The 15930-nt window shown below is 34.5% G+C and carries 17 protein-coding genes; 9 read left to right on the top strand and 8 right to left on the bottom strand.

The window, feature by feature from the left end; genetic code table 11:
* Positions 1-18 precede the first annotated feature (18 nt).
* The 4 genes from BALOs_RS05945 (at position 19) to BALOs_RS05960 (ending at position 4312) form a co-directional block, all read left to right on the top strand.
* Positions 19-1410, top strand: a complete 1392-nt coding sequence (locus BALOs_RS05945; protein WP_120404591.1) for a hypothetical protein — start codon at positions 19-21, stop codon at positions 1408-1410.
* A 15-nt stretch (positions 1411-1425) separates the two neighbouring features.
* On the top strand, positions 1426-2349 hold the full coding sequence (locus tag BALOs_RS05950) for a hypothetical protein (RefSeq protein WP_114706339.1): 924 nt from the start codon (positions 1426-1428) through the stop codon (positions 2347-2349).
* Entirely contained in the window at positions 2349-3395 is a 1047-nt protein-coding gene (locus BALOs_RS05955) for a quinone-dependent dihydroorotate dehydrogenase (RefSeq protein WP_120404592.1), read from the top strand. Before BALOs_RS05950 ends, BALOs_RS05955 begins: the two co-directional genes overlap by 1 nt.
* Before the next feature lie 95 nt (positions 3396-3490).
* Positions 3491-4312 carry a hypothetical protein gene (locus BALOs_RS05960; protein WP_120404593.1) on the top strand — a complete coding sequence of 274 codons (822 nt, stop codon included), beginning with the start codon at positions 3491-3493 and terminating at the stop codon, positions 4310-4312.
* Here the strand turns inward: BALOs_RS05960 and sfsA are convergent.
* Positions 4307-5053, bottom strand: a complete 747-nt coding sequence (sfsA, locus tag BALOs_RS05965) for a DNA/RNA nuclease SfsA (protein WP_162929575.1) — start codon at positions 5051-5053, stop codon at positions 4307-4309. The two genes, BALOs_RS05960 and sfsA, sit on opposite strands and share 6 nt — an antisense overlap.
* An 89-nt stretch (positions 5054-5142) precedes the next feature.
* Here sfsA and BALOs_RS05970 point away from each other — a divergent pair, with 89 nt between their 5' ends.
* Complete coding sequence (locus tag BALOs_RS05970; RefSeq protein WP_114706335.1) at positions 5143-6495, top strand: hypothetical protein; 1353 nt, start codon at positions 5143-5145, stop codon at positions 6493-6495.
* A 9-nt stretch (positions 6496-6504) separates the two neighbouring features.
* Here BALOs_RS05970 and BALOs_RS05975 read toward each other — a convergent pair whose 3' ends face one another.
* The 3 genes from BALOs_RS05975 to BALOs_RS05985 form a co-directional block, all read right to left on the bottom strand.
* The gene (locus BALOs_RS05975; protein WP_120404595.1) at positions 6505-8364 is read right to left on the bottom strand and encodes a DUF4105 domain-containing protein; all 1860 of its coding nucleotides are present in this window, start codon (positions 8362-8364) and stop codon (positions 6505-6507) included.
* A gap of 46 nt (positions 8365-8410) precedes the next feature.
* Positions 8411-8842, bottom strand: a complete 432-nt coding sequence (locus BALOs_RS05980; protein WP_120404596.1) for a DUF3015 family protein — start codon at positions 8840-8842, stop codon at positions 8411-8413.
* A 129-nt stretch (positions 8843-8971) separates the two neighbouring features.
* Entirely contained in the window at positions 8972-10339 is a 1368-nt protein-coding gene (locus BALOs_RS05985; RefSeq protein WP_120404597.1) for a hypothetical protein, read from the bottom strand.
* Positions 10340-10517: 178 nt separating this feature from the next.
* Between BALOs_RS05985 and pyrE the strand changes: the two genes are divergently transcribed.
* The 3 genes from pyrE (at position 10518) to BALOs_RS06000 (ending at position 13677) form a co-directional block, all read left to right on the top strand.
* Positions 10518-11150, top strand: a complete 633-nt coding sequence (gene pyrE, locus BALOs_RS05990; protein WP_120404598.1) for an orotate phosphoribosyltransferase — start codon at positions 10518-10520, stop codon at positions 11148-11150.
* A gap of 139 nt (positions 11151-11289) precedes the next feature.
* Positions 11290-12561 (top strand): citrate synthase, encoded by a 1272-nt coding sequence (locus BALOs_RS05995; RefSeq protein WP_120404599.1) that lies wholly within the window; start codon positions 11290-11292, stop codon positions 12559-12561.
* A gap of 87 nt (positions 12562-12648) precedes the next feature.
* Positions 12649-13677, top strand: a complete 1029-nt coding sequence (locus tag BALOs_RS06000) for a small ribosomal subunit Rsm22 family protein (protein WP_120404600.1) — start codon at positions 12649-12651, stop codon at positions 13675-13677.
* Between the two features lie 65 nt (positions 13678-13742).
* Here the strand turns inward: BALOs_RS06000 and BALOs_RS06005 are convergent, their stop codons facing one another.
* The 4 genes from BALOs_RS06005 to BALOs_RS06020 all read right to left on the bottom strand — a co-directional run bounded on the left by BALOs_RS06005 (position 13743) and on the right by BALOs_RS06020 (position 15629).
* A complete protein-coding gene (locus tag BALOs_RS06005) occupies positions 13743-14252 on the bottom strand; it encodes a hypothetical protein (protein WP_120404601.1) in 510 nt (169 codons plus the stop codon).
* A gap of 192 nt (positions 14253-14444) precedes the next feature.
* Positions 14445-14864 carry a hypothetical protein gene (locus BALOs_RS06010; RefSeq protein WP_120404602.1) on the bottom strand — a complete coding sequence of 140 codons (420 nt, stop codon included), beginning with the start codon at positions 14862-14864 and terminating at the stop codon, positions 14445-14447.
* Positions 14865-14931: 67 nt separating this feature from the next.
* On the bottom strand, positions 14932-15201 hold the full coding sequence (locus BALOs_RS06015) for a type B 50S ribosomal protein L31 (protein ID WP_120404603.1): 270 nt from the start codon (positions 15199-15201) through the stop codon (positions 14932-14934).
* Positions 15202-15332: 131 nt separating this feature from the next.
* Positions 15333-15629, bottom strand: coding sequence for a hypothetical protein (locus tag BALOs_RS06020; protein ID WP_120404604.1), 297 nt, complete (start codon positions 15627-15629; stop codon positions 15333-15335).
* A 115-nt stretch (positions 15630-15744) separates the two neighbouring features.
* On the opposite strand from BALOs_RS06020, the gene rpmG reads away from it, so the two are divergent.
* Positions 15745-15921 (top strand): 50S ribosomal protein L33, encoded by a 177-nt coding sequence (gene rpmG, locus BALOs_RS06025; protein WP_120404605.1) that lies wholly within the window; start codon positions 15745-15747, stop codon positions 15919-15921.
* Positions 15922-15930: the final 9 nt, after the last annotated feature.

Genomic DNA, 15930 nt, shown 5'->3' on the forward strand with positions numbered 1-15930 from the left:
ATAAATCTAGGGATGGATATGAGAAAACTGATAATTTTACTCGCTTTTTTAGGCACAAGTGCGACTTATGCGGCCAGTGTAACAGCGAAGGGTCAATTCACATCAAAGCCAGGTGACACCCTCTCTTTCATAAAAAAGCAACTTTATGCCAATACAGTTCGTAATGTATTAGATTCAGAACTTCAAAAACTTGGCCTTGATCGAAAAACATTTTGGCAAAATTACGAAACAAAGTTTGAAGAGCACTTTGCTCCTATAAAAGAAAATTATGATCAAAAATTTGGTGCAGTAGATGAAGAGGGGAATCCTGTTCAATTAAGTGCTGCCCAAAAAGATCGATACGATCGAGGACTTCGATATAAGAAACTTACTTCACAAGCTTCTTATGGAAAGTTCAATTCTATTATCACTTCATATGTGATTAAGAAGATGTCGAAGTCTCTATCTCGAGCAGATACTCACTACATTACAATTAACGCTAAAGTTAATCGTAAACTTGTTTCAGAGATCTACTATCGATTTATTGGTACAGGTAAGAACCGTACATTCTCAAGACTATATTTGAATATCAATTACAAGTTAAATGATCTGACTTGGGAAGAAGTCGGTGTAAGCTCAAAATCAAAATTTACTGATGTTGTTGAAGAGCATTGGTTACAAGAGCTTTCTGCCAGTGTTGGTGGTGTTTTCCTAGATGGTATTGAAGTTGTAAACCCGTCAACTCGACAAGAAATCTATGAGCATTTAAAACAGCCCCTTGCTCAATTAAGAGAGGGCAATGACACTGCTATTTTTGGCTCACGCCAAAATGAACTTAGAAACTCTCTTATGATGAATTTAGATATTACATTATCTAAAGAGTACAAGGACGAAAAGCAGCAGCTCATTAATATTAAAACCTTTGGTGGTTTTGTTCTAACTGACTTACGTGATGGGGCTGTGGTTACTTTTACTGATTTTGCTCCAGCTTCTCAGGAGTATTCGACAAAAGATCCTCATAAGCAAAGCTCTGAGATCGCAAGTTTTGTTTATCAGCTTCCAATTAGTGAAATGAAGTCATTAAAGAGAACTGTTAAAGAAAAAGTCTCTATCAAGAACTCATTTGAGATCGTATTAAAAAATACGAAAAATATTAATGAAGCTTTTGATTTTGCAGGAATGCTGAAAGAAGAAGGTGTTGTTTATTTCTTTGATCCTCAAATTTCTGCAACTCTTCGTAATGTTGTTAATATAACAATCACTTTTTCTGGTGATAAAGATAAGGCAATGGAAGTCTTAGAAAAGTTTAAAACAGTTAAACTTGGTGATGAGGCCATCGTAAAAAGAGATGATACTCTTCCATTTGTTTTTAATGTTATTCATAATAATGAAAGTCCATTAACAAAAAAAGTTGAATCAAAGAGACAGTAATAAGGCATAAGAGTTATGAGGAAGTATTTTTTACCAATTTTATTAATCTTAGCAACTTCTTGTTCACTGCTTGCTCCACCTCAAAGAAGAGATAATCGTGGACGTCAAGCGAGACCAATGGAGAGGACACACTTTACAGGTGTTAAGAAGAAAGTTGCCCTTTTAACTTTTTTCAATGAGTCACCGTTTGGAGGCCAGGATCTTGGTGTTGTGGCAACAGAAGAGCTTAGACGAGAAATAAATCGAACAGGTCAATTTATTGTTGATCCAATGTCTGCAAGACTTTTTGGTTCCTCAAAACAGGTTTACTCACAAGGTGGATCTAAGCTTGTACAGATGACAAGAAAGGCCAAAGGTGAAGGAATTAACTTTGTGATTTTTGGGCGTATCATTGAGGCCCGAGTCAGAGAAAAATCAGATGAGGTTGGCTTTGTTAGAAGTACAAAGAGTTATAGTGAGGCAAAAGTCGAAATCCGCATCTTTGATGTAAATTCAAATAAAGAAATCTATACTGACACCTTAAATGGTTATGCTGATGATAAGAGTTATCGATTTTTTAAATCAGATCAACAATCTAAATCAAAATATAGACAAGACCTTCTAAGGTATGTCGTTAAGGTTGCAGTTAGAAGGTCTATTCCTCGAATCCTAGATACGGCCGCAAAGCTTGAATGGGTTGGTCGTGTTGCAAAGATTATAGGAAATAATATCTATGTTAATGCTGGACGAGATTCAGGACTTAATATTGGTGACGTCTTAAAAGTTGTGACAGAAGGTGTTGATATTTATGATCCTGAAACTGGAGCTCTAATTGGTGTTTCTAAAGGTGAAGTGAAGGGAACTATTGAGATCATTGACTATGTTGGACCTGATGCTTCAATTGGTATTCTCCATTCTGGGGGCTCTGTTCACGAAGGTGACTTTGTAAAGTTATACTAATGGTTTATTCAGCTTTAAAATCTCTTCTTTTTAAACTCGATGCCGAGGATGCTCATGATTTAACGATAAAGTTAATGGAGAGCTTTCCTCTTTTTGCATCTTTATTTAATACTCATATTGATCCCAAAACATGTTTAAAAGTTGGGAACCTAACGTGGAAGTCTCCCGTTGGACTTGCTGCTGGGCTTGATAAGAATGCAAGGGCCTATGAATTCTTATCTCAAGTTGGCTTTGGCGCTATTGAAGTTGGAACTGTTACACCTCGTCCACAAATCGGAAATGAAAGGCCAAGGCTTTTTCGCTACATAGAAGAAGAGTCTATTAGAAATTGTATGGGCTTTAATAATCTGGGCTCAGACTTTATGTATCAGCAAGTATTAAAGCTAAAATCAAAAGGCCTAAGTATTCCTCTAGGCGTCAATATTGGCAAAAATAAAACAACACCTGATGAAGAAGCTCCTAAGGATTATGGACTTCTTTATCAAAAGTTTAAGGATATAGCGGATTATATTGTCATCAATGTATCTTCTCCTAATACTCCTGGCCTTCGTTCTCACCAAACAAAAGATGCGTTAGAGAAATTATTTAAGGCCTTAGATAGGAAAGAAGAAGAGGTGGATCTCTATCTAAAAATAGCACCAGATATTGAAATGGATGAGATCGATGCAATTCTAGAAACAGCTGCTAAGTTTCATCTAACAGGTATTATCGCTACGAATACAACGATTATGCCAGAAAGGGGAGTTGGTGGCATTTCCGGAAAGCTTCTTTATAAGAAAGCACATAATATTCGTAAGGCCTGTTTAGAAAAGATTAAAAACTATCCCTCACTTGAATTTATCGGTGTTGGTGGTTTTGCTAGCTACAATGATGTGGTTGAGTATTGGAGAGCTGGGGGGCGAGCACTACAAATTTATTCAGCTTTCATTTTTCAAGGACCTAAATTACTTTCTTCTATAAATGAATCAATTCAAAGTGATTTGGCTCGTCTTGAGTTAAAGTCTATTGATGAACTCATAAATTATTATCAAAGAAAAGCGCTATAAGTGCTTGATTTTTAGAGCGAGAGATAAAGTATTGCTTAATATTTTCTTGATCTTGACCGACAAGTGATTAGGTTGGTTAATATTAAAGGAAAGCAATGATAAAGAGCTTTATCAACACTGTCGTTCTCGCTTCTATATGTGGGGCTGTTTTTCTAACAAGCAGTGATATCGAAACAACAATTATGCAAGAAATTGGTCAAGGAACGAATCCGTATAAGCATGTGGATCGCTCACCTGATTTCGTTAAAAGAACAATTGCTTCGATTTCTGATGATGTTAACACACGAGCATTAAAGAAGAGAAGAGTTGAAGATATGCATATTTATAAGTCATATGAAGAATCTCTTTCTCATTTAAAATCATGCTTGCGCACTATCTGTGATGAATACTTTAAAAGTGATGAAGTTTCTGAAAACTATGATCGTTATGAGCAATTAGTTGCTTCAAAGATTAGTGATAAGGTTAATAAGCTTTATAGTTTCACACTTAAAAGAGGTTTTAGGTCACATTCTATTGTTACAACGGCCCTTGATCTAATTGATATTCCACATGATGAACTAAAGAAGAATTCAGTTTTATTATTAAGTACTCAAAAGAGTGATATTAGGTCTCTTAATGCTATCGTTAAGCTTGCAAAGAAATCTCAAAATCGAGAGCTTACTAATTTACTAATTCATGAGCTAGATCGTTATTCTAAGTCCGAAAGCTTTAAGCATAAGGTAAGTGATCAGATAATTAGTGAAATACAAGCTTCTCCTGCTTCAAGTGACTCTATCCTTGCAACTCAGATGTCTCGTTTTATTACTAAAGAGAATTATCTTAAGTTTGGAGAACTACTAACAAAGATTCCAACTGAGAGTAAGGTCTACTCAAGTATTATTGGTCAAATTGAAAAGATTGAATCAACAAACTTATAATTTGATTGGAATTTTCTTTGCTAATTTTATTTCTTCTTCATTCATACTTAGCTGATAGGCGAGGATTTTAACTCCTTTTTTCTTGGCCTCATGGAGAAGCTCTTTATATCTTTTGTCCACATCGCTTACATTAAAGCTTTTAATATCTTCCCTTGAAACAACGTAGAGCATGGTTGCTTCATGGCCTTGTTCTTTTAATTGCATTAACTCTTCTAAATGCTTTTGTCCTCTTGTGGATACAGCATCTGGAAATTGTGCTTGATCATCAACTTTTAGAGTAACATTTTTTACTTCCACAAAGTTGTACTTTACTTGTGAGTTATCTAACTCAAGGTTTTTCTTATCAATCTCTTTATTGCTAAGTAGAAAGTCGATACGACTTTTTCCAATTTTTACTTCGCTTTTAAAGTGAGAATATTTTGAAAGCTCCTTTATAGCGCCATTTTCTAATGCTTCTTGAACAAGTTTATTTGTTAATCCAGTATTGACCATGATCCATGATTCTCCATTTGAGATCATCTGAGCAGAGAACTTAAGTTTTCTCTTTGGGTCATCACTATGGGTCATTAAAACCTTCCAATTAGGTTCCCAACAGCTTTTCATGCTCCCTGTATTGGCCAAGTGAGCTGTATGAATTTCATTCTTATCGTAATCCTTGAATTTCTTAGTTAGTTTAAAATCGAGCAGGAAGCGCTTGTAGCGCTCAACAATTTTTCCTGTTACTAAATTTTTCTTATTCAAATGCATTTTTTTCCTTTTGGTTTGTAATGCTAACTATCTGTAATTGTATATGCTACAATATCTGTAGAATATCATTTAAAGAGGAATTTGTGAAAACTGCATTAATTATCTGCGATAATGAGGTCTTAAATTCAATTTATAGCGTTAATTTGAAAACCTATACAGAGTTGAACCTTATTTTTGAATCGAGCTTAGACAAGGCGTTGATTCATATTGAAGATCCTGATGTGGCAATTGATGTATTAGTTACGATGGCAAGTATTGATGGAGAGGATACTGCATTATTGGCATATCATAACTGCATTGAAAACGACCGAGATATTCCTTCTATTGTAATTGGTGAAGGTGACTTGATCCCAGATGAGAATCATATCGTTAAAAACCAATTTGATATTCCTGGAATTATTCAAAATATTTTCAAATCACTTGGAATGAATCCAAAAGAGGTCTTAGCAGTTATTACTGAAGACTTATATGAGATGCCAATCCGACTTTTCTTCCCATTTAAGAAAGCATTCTGTGACACGTATTATATGCTAGAAAATAATGGCCAATCTGCTCCAACTAAAATCTTTGATAAAGAGAGTGATGTGTGGCCAAAGGTAAGAGAATTCCTTGATCAAGGTGTATCAAATTTACTCATACCAGCTAAAGAGCGTTTTGCTTTCACAAAAAAAGTTACTCAACTACTTATAGAAAGTATGGAGCAAATAACTCCAGAGACTCCACAACAGGAATCTTTAGACTTTGTTGAACAAAGTATTGATGCTGTTGCTGAACAATTATTTGAAGATCAAGAAGTTACAAAAGAAGTCATTCAACTATCGCAGATGTGTATGGATACAATGGAAGAGGTTATTGAGGATGTTCCTGATCTTAAATCTCTGCTTAAAGACCTTGCGGCACTAAAGTCTGGATTTCTCTATAGTCACTCAATTATTGCAGGTTACGTTTCTACTCATATTCTCGATAATGTTGAATGGGGCGGTGATGCGCACAAAGAGAAGTTAAAATTTGTTCTTTATTTTCATGATATGTATCTAGTTCAAATCTACAAAAAACATCCTGATCTAATGTATGAGGATAAGCTTATCTTTGATCCAAATATCACTGAAGATGAAAAAGAAATTATTATCAATCATGCAAGTGAGGCAGCAGATGCTATTAGACGCTATCCAGGTTGTCCTCTAGGTGCAGATGTTATTATTATGCAGCATCATGGTACTCCTAATGGTCAAGGTTTTGCCACAAGCTATAAAGATGATATTTCACCACTAGCAAAAGTTCTTATTATCGCTGAAGCCTTTACGGAAGAGATCTATCAAAAAATTGAAAATAAAGTTCCTGTAAATGTTGAAGAGATAATGGAAAAACTAAAAGAGCGCTTCACAAAGCACACTTATAAGAAAATTATCAATACACTGGCAAATATTAAAATATAAGATATGAAGCTAGTAGAATAGATTTAGTCCTGCATAACCTTGTTGATAAAACTTATCTAAATATTCGTATCCAATTTTAAAACTCATTTTCTTATTTAAGTGATAACGACTTTCAAATTCAACTTCTTGTGTCTTATTAAATTTCGACTGATTACGAAATAGGTATTGGTAGGAGCTATGAATAGAGTATTTATCGTGACTATAAACAAAGAATAGCTTTGGGCCGTAGCTTAACATATAATCTAAATTTGAATTATATATATAAGCATTCTGAGTAGCTGCTAAAAGTCCAAATATAAAGCTATCACTACCATATACTTGTCCAATATTTAGATCTAAGTATGGACTCAAGTTACGATTACTAAACATTTCTCTTTCTTTGTATCCAACCTCGAGTTGGAAACTAATATTATTAGCAAAGCTTCTTACTGGTCGATAAGCTTCAATATTGGCAAGCCTCACTTCACTTAGACGAAATTGTTGATCTTGATATTTATTATATGTAAATTCTAGACTAAAGAGTTCTGTCGTACTCATTGGCAGGAATCCGTTTGGAGTATCAAGTTTATCGTGTAAAGCTCCACGCCAGCCAATTTGTAAATAATCTCCATTAGTATCAACATTATTTCTAATATCAAATCGTCCCGTTAGGTGTCCTTTATGGGGAGCTTTATCATAAACCTCCTGATAGCTAATTTGCTTTGGCCTTGCGGTTAATTTAGATCTTGCCTTATTGATTTGAAATTTCTGCTTTCGGTATTCAAGTTTTTCTTTATTGGCCAATGTTGTCGTCGTATCGACTTCTGCATTTTCAAAATCAACATAGAGATTATATGTGTCTAGGACAAATATATCACTTTCATTATTTTTAATTTCGCTTAATTGATACCTCTTATTTATGAGATTTTGAAAAAGGCTACTTTGATACTTATCCATATTCTTGATATTTAAATTTATTTTGGTATAAGAAGCCGGTCTAAATTTTACGTTTCTTATAATTTCGTCATTCTTATAAAGAGCATAAACTGTATCAACAGGAGGTACCGCTATACCCAACTCTTCAAGAAGCTTCCATTCAGGTTTTATCGCGTCTAAGAATGCTAGAATATGATAAGAGCAATTTTCACTAAGGTAGTAATAATCAAAATAGGCCCTATTCATTTCAAAGAGATGGGCCTGAAAATAATCGACTTCATTATCAGATAAATTTAATTCATAATCCCATAAATCTCGAGATTCCATATCATTGTATTCTTTGACCTTCACGTAATAGGGCATAAGGGTAAATTCGCCTTTAAAGCCACCTGTAATTCCTTTATATCCGTAGACAATAGGATTTACAGTGTCTACTTGGGCAGAGAAATCAACTCCATAATCAAGGAGATCATTATTTTGTTTAATAGAAGTTTTTGATCTTAGCCTTAAAAATGTATGACCGAATGTTGATGCAGGTTTTTCTATAAAATAAGACGAAAAAATTAGGGAAACAGAATCGACACTGAGTTTTTTTACAAAGGCCTGATAGACTTCACAGTCTTTTAAATTAATCGATGAAGGTATTTTTTTATACTTTTTTAGAAATTTCACTCTTGCTGGAAAAAGACATTTAGGGTGCTTATTCATGTCTTTAATAGGGGGGGAAGTGATTTCTCTTATCGATGCATTCAGCTCACTGGTTGGGTTTGTCATTCCATCTTTTGCCAAAAAGTATTCTTTTGATTTAACAGCAGACTGATAACCACCAAAGAGTGTTTTTTGATAACGCATTAATGATAAGAATTGTGAAGAAAACTCGATATTACTTTGTTGGCCATAGGTATATGGCCCTAAGATTAAAAGAGATATTATTATGATAACTTGTTTTAACATTGTATTTCTTTAAAATAAGAAAGAGGGAGGCATCTCCCTCTTTTTTTTATATTAATAAAACAGACTTAATATTTTCATGAACCATCTGTGCAGTTGCATTGTCTGCAAAGATTAGATCAAAATTACTTTTTAAAATGCTTTTATCTGCGTTAGTTGCATTAATAAGGGCAAGGTAAGCATCTAGGCTTTCACCTTCACCTTTTGCAATATCAGAAGAGAGTGCAATCATATTGTTTTCAACAAATGAAACTGCAGCAACTCTTGCTGTTTTAGCATCTTCACATTTTAAAGTTCCTGTAGACATTGCAAATGTCTGGTTACTAAAGATTCCGTTTGTAATACCAGCTAAAGCATTAAGAGCTAAACCTGACTTTCCTTCAAAGATTACGGCACCAAGACCACAACCTGCTGGGCCATGGGCCGCAAATGCAGTTGATGTAAGTACTGTAAAAAGAGCTGCGCATAATAACTTTTTCATCAATAAACTCCTTAATATTGAATGTATGATTTACAATAAATAGAGTTTATCTCAGGGCCAATAAATGTAAACTAAAGAACGGAAGTTTTTTAGATGAGAAATCATAATGAAAATTAAGATTTTTTTTACTTACACAATCGTTCTTTGTAATGCATTTAGTGGGTCTTTGAAGTTTCCTTGGTTGTAAACTTCTTTCATCTCTCTAAAGATATTGAGAAGGTTCTTCTTTCCACCAGTACTAGTACAAAGTCTTAGGATAAAATTATTTGCTAAGATAAATGCACATGAATGTGCTGTAAGTTTATTGGTACTTAGGTTATTAGGAAAACCGTCACCTTTAGGTTTTTCGTGGTGTTGCGCGATAACAAAGTCTGCTTCAGGATAGCCTGTAAAATACTGTGCTATTTCTGCTGCCTTAATAGGGTGGATACGATAATTTTCCTGTTCTTCTTCTTTAAACATTTTCAGCTGTGGATCTTCTAATGATTGAATACTAATAAGGTCTTCATTCTCAAGCATTGAATCATATAAAAGAGAGGCAAGACCAAGTTTTTTCTTAGATGTCTCAGACGCCCAGCCAAGCGCTTGTAAAATAAAGTGTGATAAATAAAGAGTCATAATTGCTTGAGTGGCGATATCAAATGGCCCACTCTTTGGAAATAAAGAGAGTACGTTACGATACTTCTTATTCTCAAGAACAATATCGCGACTACAAAGAATAACCTTGTCACATAGGTTAATCACATTCTCTGAAACACCAACTGTCTTCACATATTGATGAATAAGAAGTACGGCCTTAATTTGATTTTCGATAACCTCTTCTTGCTTTAACTTCTTCTTACTCTCAAAGACTTTTAATAAGTTCTCAATTCCTTCCTCTAAGAATTTTAAGTAATCGTTCTTTTTTAAATAAAGTACCTTAATATTCTTTCTTGCATAAGAATGGATTGTTGAATGAGAGTATTTCTTATTTGCAGAAATGATTTTCGTATATTTAGTCTGAGTTAGCTCTAGATAAACATCATAGGCCAATGTTTCAAAAAGATAGAAGCCTCTAATCTTCATAGGTAGAAGGTCATCTTCTTCAAATTCTTCAATACTTGAACCAAAGTCTTCACTTTTTACCCAAGCAAGTGCTTTATTGACGGCCGTTACAAAGTCTTCTTCTTCGATAGGTCTTAAAAGGGCCGAAGAAGATTCACTTCTTGCATATAGGGCATCAGGAATCCTTTCTTTTACCATTGCCTCCATACCAAGGAAGATAAAAGGTCTTTGACCAGTAATGGATAGAATTTTTCCAGCAAGTTGAGAAGGGTCCTCATTCTTTAATGAGACTTCGATTAGGATCATAGCAAATGGACCTTCGAAGCTTAGTAAATCGATTGCATCGTCACCACTGATTGCACAGTGTAGTTGAATATCGGGAAAGCAGTTAGAAAATGAGTCTCTTATATATCCCCATTCATCTTTCTCATCACAAATATACAATGCCTTCAAAATAACCCCTTAATTCATTATTTCATCTTAATTATGTATTTCTTTTGCCCACTCATCGGTAAGTTATTGAAATAATAAAATTTAGTTAGTTAAATATTTGTAAATCAGTTGATTATTATACAATGATTCTTCTTTTTAAGATGGATAATTTTGATTAAACTAATTTAAAGGGGTTAGCATGCATTCTAAAATTCAAGATCTTGTAAAAGAGATGATAAAATTTGGCTTAATTAAAATTTCACCACAAAATCCATTTAAATATGCTTCTGGTAAAGAAGGGCCGATTTATTGTGATAATCGTCTCATGTCTTCAGATCCAAAAATGTGGGCCTTAGCAATAGAGCTCTTAAGTGAGACGATAAATAATAAAAATCTTAAATATGACTTTATAACTGGTGTCGCCACTGCTGGAATTTCACATGCGGCTGCATTAGCATTTCATCGAAGCGAGCCAATGAATTATGTTCGCTCAAAACCTAAGTCTCACGGGATAGGTAAGATAGTGGAAGGAAAAGTTGGCGAAAACAGTAAACTACTTTTAGTTGAAGACCTGGTAAACCAAGGCTCAAGTATTGAAAAAGTCATAAGGCTTATTCGCGATCAAGGCCATGTGGTAGACTCTGTTTTGTGTTTGGTGGATTACCAGACGCCTAATGCGAAGAAGGTGGCAAAAGAGTTGGAGATTGATATCTTTTCACTAATAAATTTAAATCAATTAGCCGATATCTGTTTGTCTGAAGATATTATTAATAAAGATGGCCATCAATTACTGATGAGATGGCAGCAAGACCCTGATAATTGGCAGGTCTAAATTGTGCGACGCATGTTTTAGACGCAAGACGTGTCGACATATCTTGCAAAAGAATATATGTATCATACTAATATTATTCGTATTACCTTAACATCTATATGTTTTTAAGTTATTCCAACTTAAATTTTGGAGGAAACAAATGGCCGAAAGTGCAAAAATAGAAATCAATGGTCAAACGATCGAAGTTCCAACTCTTAAAGGAACTGAAAATGAGCTCGCTTTAGATATCTCAAAGCTTAGAGCACAAACTGGAGCAATTACTCTAGATATCGGTTTTGTAAACACTGGATCATGTACGTCAAAGATCACTTTTCTTGACGGAGAAAAGGGGATCCTAAGATACCGTGGTTACCCAATTGAACAACTTGCTGAATCTTCAAACTTTGCTGAAGTATCTTATCTTCTATACAACGGGGAGCTTCCAACAGCTGCTCAATTAGAAGCATTCAACAAAGATATTGCCGCTTCAAGTAAGCTTCCTGGTGGAGTCGAGAAGATCATTGATCAATTCCCTGGATCAGCACACCCAATGGGTGTTTTAGCTGCTGCTATTTCATCATTAAGTGGGTTCTATCCTGAATTCCTAAACCCTGAGGCAACTGAGGAAATTAAGAATAAGGCAATTACTCAAATGATGGGACAAGTTAAAGTTATGATGGCGCAATTCTATCGCAAGACGATGGGGAAAAGCCCTCTAGCTTCAAACGCTAAGCTTGATTACTCATCAGACTTCTTAAACTTAATGTTTGATGGTGAAGTTGATAAAGATGTAGCAGATGCTCTTGATACTTTATTAATTCTACACGCAGACCACGAACAAAACTGTTCAGCATCAACTGTAAGAGTTGTTGGTTCATCTCATGCTAACGTATTTGCTTCAATTGCAGCTGGTGTTACAGCTCTTTGGGGACAATTACACGGTGGAGCAAACCAAGCTGTACTTGAGATGCTTGAAGAAATTAGAAAAGATGGTGGTGATTACCAAAAATTCATCGAAAAAGCGAAAGACAAGGAAGATCCATTCCGTCTTATGGGGTTTGGTCACCGTGTTTACAAGAATTTTGATCCACGTGCAAAAATCATTAAAAAAGCATGTGACACAATTCTTGAAAAGCTTGATATTCAAGACCCTCTTCTTGACATTGCAAAAGGTCTTGAAGAAGTTGCTCTTAAAGATGAGTACTTTGTTAAACGTAACCTATATCCAAACGTAGACTTCTACTCAGGTATCATCTACAAGGCACTTGGTATTCCAACTAATATGTTTACAGCAATGTTCGTATTAGGGCGTCTTCCAGGTTGGCTATCTCAGTGGAAAGAGCTTAGAGAAGATGGTGTACGTATTTCACGTCCACGTCAAGTTTACATGGGTGAGAATGAAAGAGATTACACGCCAGTAATCAAAAGATAATTTTAAGATAAAATTATGACGATATTAAGGGCCTCGATATGAGGCCCTTTCTTTTGGCCTTTACTTAGCCTCAGATTAGGAAAGAAAATGTTTGATTATGATGCAATTTTAAACTCTCTATTAAATCCAAAGTTAAATAAGCAACAACTTGGCAAGCTTGTTCAGATTCAGTCGCAACAATTTACAAGTGAGCGTAAAAACTTAAAGGAAAACTACTCAAATGAGGATTTGATAAGTGCATATACAGCATTCTATTTCCCAACAAATGCATATAAATTAGACTTTCTCTTTTCTCAATTAAGTGAGGAGAGTTTGTCTGCAATCTCAGAAACGACGATTATTGATATTGGTTGTGGCCCTGGAACTTATACTTATGCTGCTGCCAATCTCTTGCCTAATGCAAAAGAGTTCATTGGTGTTGATGAAAGCGAGTTAATGCTTAAACAGGCAAAGAAGCTTAACGATGAATATTTTAAAGAAGATAGGGTTTTCTTTAAAAACCGTGTCCCTCAAATAGAAAACTCAACGCTAATCTTTGGTAACTCTTTAAATGAAATGGGAATGAAGGCAGCTTTTAAGCTAATAAAGAACCTCAAGCCTAAGTTTATCATCTGTATTGAGCCGGGAACCAAAGAGGTCTTTAAAGAAGTTTTAGAGCTTAGAAGAAAACTATTAAACCTTGAGTATAAAGTTAATTATCCATGCATGGGGCAGGGAAGATGTCCTCTTCAAGAAACTGATGATTGGTGTCATCAGTCTATTAAAGTAAGTCTAGACTATGAGCTTGAATCTCTATCACAAGTGGCAAAGCTTGATCGTAAGGTTATGCCTGCAACAATTCATCTCTATCGTTTAAGTGATGAAAATAAGCCAGTCGTTGAGAATGAGGCGCGCTTAATACGTTTAAAGAGAATTGTGAAACATGCTTATCTTTGGGAAGTTTGTACAATAGAGAATAAGATTGTGAGCTTAGAAGTTCCAAAAAAACTCTTTAAAAAGAAAATGCTTAAACAATTAGATGCTATCTCTTCTGGGATAAAGCTTTCTTATACGATCGATAAGGAACTTGAAAATTCTACTTTTAGAGTTAAAGAGATTGAAGTTGAAATTGATTAAGATAAGTATTTAATGATGAAAATTAACAAATAAAAAAGGCCTGTTTTTCACAGGCCTTTTATTTTTTAATTACTTGCTGGAAGTCTTTGTAGTTTTACTGGAATAATATCTCTAAGTTCTATTTCATTTTTAAACTCAGTGACTTTCATTTTTTTGATTTTATTCTTTCCGTAATAATAAGTTTTCTTTGAAATCTCTTGAGTCATAAATGCCGTATCAAGATCATCTAATAGTCTTCTGCGATTATTTTCTAAAGAGCTTACATAATTCTTTGTTGCATAATAATTTTGTTCCTGTGCTCCAGCAACACCTCCGAAAGGGGCCCAAAGGACTGAGGCCGGCCAAAATAATAGGTTTGTAATTCCATAACCTACATTGCCATTATAAAAGTCACCAACACCAGGAAGTACATTTAATACTGCGGCAGTTACTTCATCTTTTTCTTTTACTGCAATACCTTCAGCTTCCCATTCTGCTAACTCTCTTTTTTGTTGTGAATTCATATTTGCACAACTTGTAACAAGTAAGCTCAATGAAACTATAGCTATTGTTCTTGAAATTGATTTCTTGATCACACGTCCCCCTTAGAAAAGAAAATCTTATTTTTGATATAATAACTTCGGTAAATTTTGATAAGTTCTTTAAAGAAATCTTTTCTAAGTTGTTGAAATTATTGATGTTTCTTTAGGTGGTCTATAAGTATAACTCTCAAGTACTTAGAATATCTAAGCTTAAAAATATATGTTGGGATAGGATTTTTTTTTTCATTACTGAGACTTCTTTAATTCTTTTACTTCATAAATGATTTTTTCTTTATTCATTTTAAAGTGGGGCATCAATAGAATAGGGGATAAGACATCTTTAGCAAGCTTTCTCATTTCCTTTGTCTCAAGGATTGCCATGAGCTTATTTATTTCTTCTTCGGAGTATTTGTCTTTAATACGTTTGACTATTTCTTTCTTCAGGTCGATGAACTCTGTATTCTCGTCAATAATCTTTTCAAGTTTTTTATTATCAAGGCTTTTAGCGGACTTTTCAATGAGCTGTCTTTTAACGAAATCGGCACGCTCTTTTGAGTCATTAATTAAATACTGTTCTTTAAGTAAGATATCAGCAATATAGTTAATTTTATTTTCAAGCTTTGCAAATGCTACTTGAGTAATAAGGATTAGGATTAAGAATTTCATTTCTTAATTATAAACAAAAAAGCCTCGCGATGCGAGGCCTTTATATATCTTAAATTTAAAAAGTAAATTAAGACTTTTTCTTCCCAAGTGAAGCGTAAGAAGTACCAAATTTCTTTCTGAATTTGTCGATACGACCTTCAGTATCAAGTACTTTTTGCTTACCAGTATAGAATGGGTGAGATGCACTAGAGATATCAAGTTTTACGTATGGGTAAGTTTTCCCTTCAAACTCAAGCTCAGCATCTGCTTTGATTGTTGATCTAGTGATAAATTTTAAGTCAGCAGAGATATCGTGGAATAGAACGTCTCTGTACTCTGGGTGGATACCTTTTTTCATTTTAAACCTCTTTTTCTCGCATTGCTTGTTACAATGCTATTTTCTACGTTTAAGTGTTCTAACATTTAAGTTTGAGATTTGAGCAATTTCGCTTATATAGCAGAAATTGTCAAGAGTTTTACTCCTTGCGGCTAGTGAGCACTGCAAGAACTACAACCTCCGCCAGACTTATCTGTCGGGTCGTTAAATTGCCAATGTCCATAGTTTTCATTTATTAATGAAATTGCTGACTTTAACGACTTGAAATCACGTTGAAATACTTCTTTATCCTCACCATCGACTACTGTTACAGAGTAGAGGATGACTTCTCTTATTGCTCCGTTTGTCTCTTCTACATCGCCAGTCATGCCAATAAAGGCCTTAAAATGCTCACTATTGTAGTGGGCGAAGTTCCAATTCTTCAAATTGACTAAGTTTTGTATTTCCATGCAGTATTTTTAACAGTTGGCCCTTGCCATGACAATGTATTTCTAGTAAGTTTCTTACCTACGATTACTAAGTTATAAGAGAAATTTTAGGTTTATATATTTTTAGGAGGCAGTTATGGCAAAGGGGCCAAGAGTTATTATTACACTTGAGTGTACAGAAGCGAGAAAGAATGGACAAACTCCATCTCGTTACACAACAACTAAGAACAAGAAGACTAATCCAGAAAGATTAGAAATCAAAAAGTACAACCCTTTCTTAAGAAAGCACACTGTACACAAAGAAATTAAGTAATTAATTATT

Source organism: Halobacteriovorax sp. BALOs_7, from assembly GCF_003612895.1.
Lineage (GTDB): Bacteria > Bdellovibrionota > Bacteriovoracia > Bacteriovoracales > Bacteriovoracaceae > Halobacteriovorax_A > Halobacteriovorax_A vibrionivorans.

Bases quoted from the DNA above. Each gene is read 5' to 3' on its own strand.
- BALOs_RS05975 (WP_120404595.1), bottom strand. From the start codon at position 8,364: ATGTTAAAACAAGTTATCATAATAATATCTCTTTTAATCTTAGGGCCA.
- BALOs_RS05960 (WP_120404593.1), top strand. From the start codon at position 3,491: ATGATAAAGAGCTTTATCAACACTGTCGTTCTCGCTTCTATATGTGGG.
- BALOs_RS05980 (WP_120404596.1), bottom strand. From the start codon at position 8,842: ATGAAAAAGTTATTATGCGCAGCTCTTTTTACAGTACTTACATCAACT.
- BALOs_RS05945 (WP_120404591.1), top strand. From the start codon at position 19: ATGAGAAAACTGATAATTTTACTCGCTTTTTTAGGCACAAGTGCGACT.
- BALOs_RS06015 (WP_120404603.1), bottom strand. From the start codon at position 15,201: ATGAAAAAAGGTATCCACCCAGAGTACAGAGACGTTCTATTCCACGAT.
- rpmG (WP_120404605.1), top strand. From the start codon at position 15,745: ATGGCAAAGGGGCCAAGAGTTATTATTACACTTGAGTGTACAGAAGCG.
- BALOs_RS06020 (WP_120404604.1), bottom strand. From the start codon at position 15,629: ATGGAAATACAAAACTTAGTCAATTTGAAGAATTGGAACTTCGCCCAC.
- BALOs_RS05995 (WP_120404599.1), top strand. From the start codon at position 11,290: ATGGCCGAAAGTGCAAAAATAGAAATCAATGGTCAAACGATCGAAGTT.
- pyrE (WP_120404598.1), top strand. From the start codon at position 10,518: ATGCATTCTAAAATTCAAGATCTTGTAAAAGAGATGATAAAATTTGGC.
- BALOs_RS06010 (WP_120404602.1), bottom strand. From the start codon at position 14,864: ATGAAATTCTTAATCCTAATCCTTATTACTCAAGTAGCATTTGCAAAG.
- BALOs_RS06000 (WP_120404600.1), top strand. From the start codon at position 12,649: ATGTTTGATTATGATGCAATTTTAAACTCTCTATTAAATCCAAAGTTA.
- BALOs_RS05955 (WP_120404592.1), top strand. From the start codon at position 2,349: ATGGTTTATTCAGCTTTAAAATCTCTTCTTTTTAAACTCGATGCCGAG.
- BALOs_RS05950 (WP_114706339.1), top strand. From the start codon at position 1,426: ATGAGGAAGTATTTTTTACCAATTTTATTAATCTTAGCAACTTCTTGT.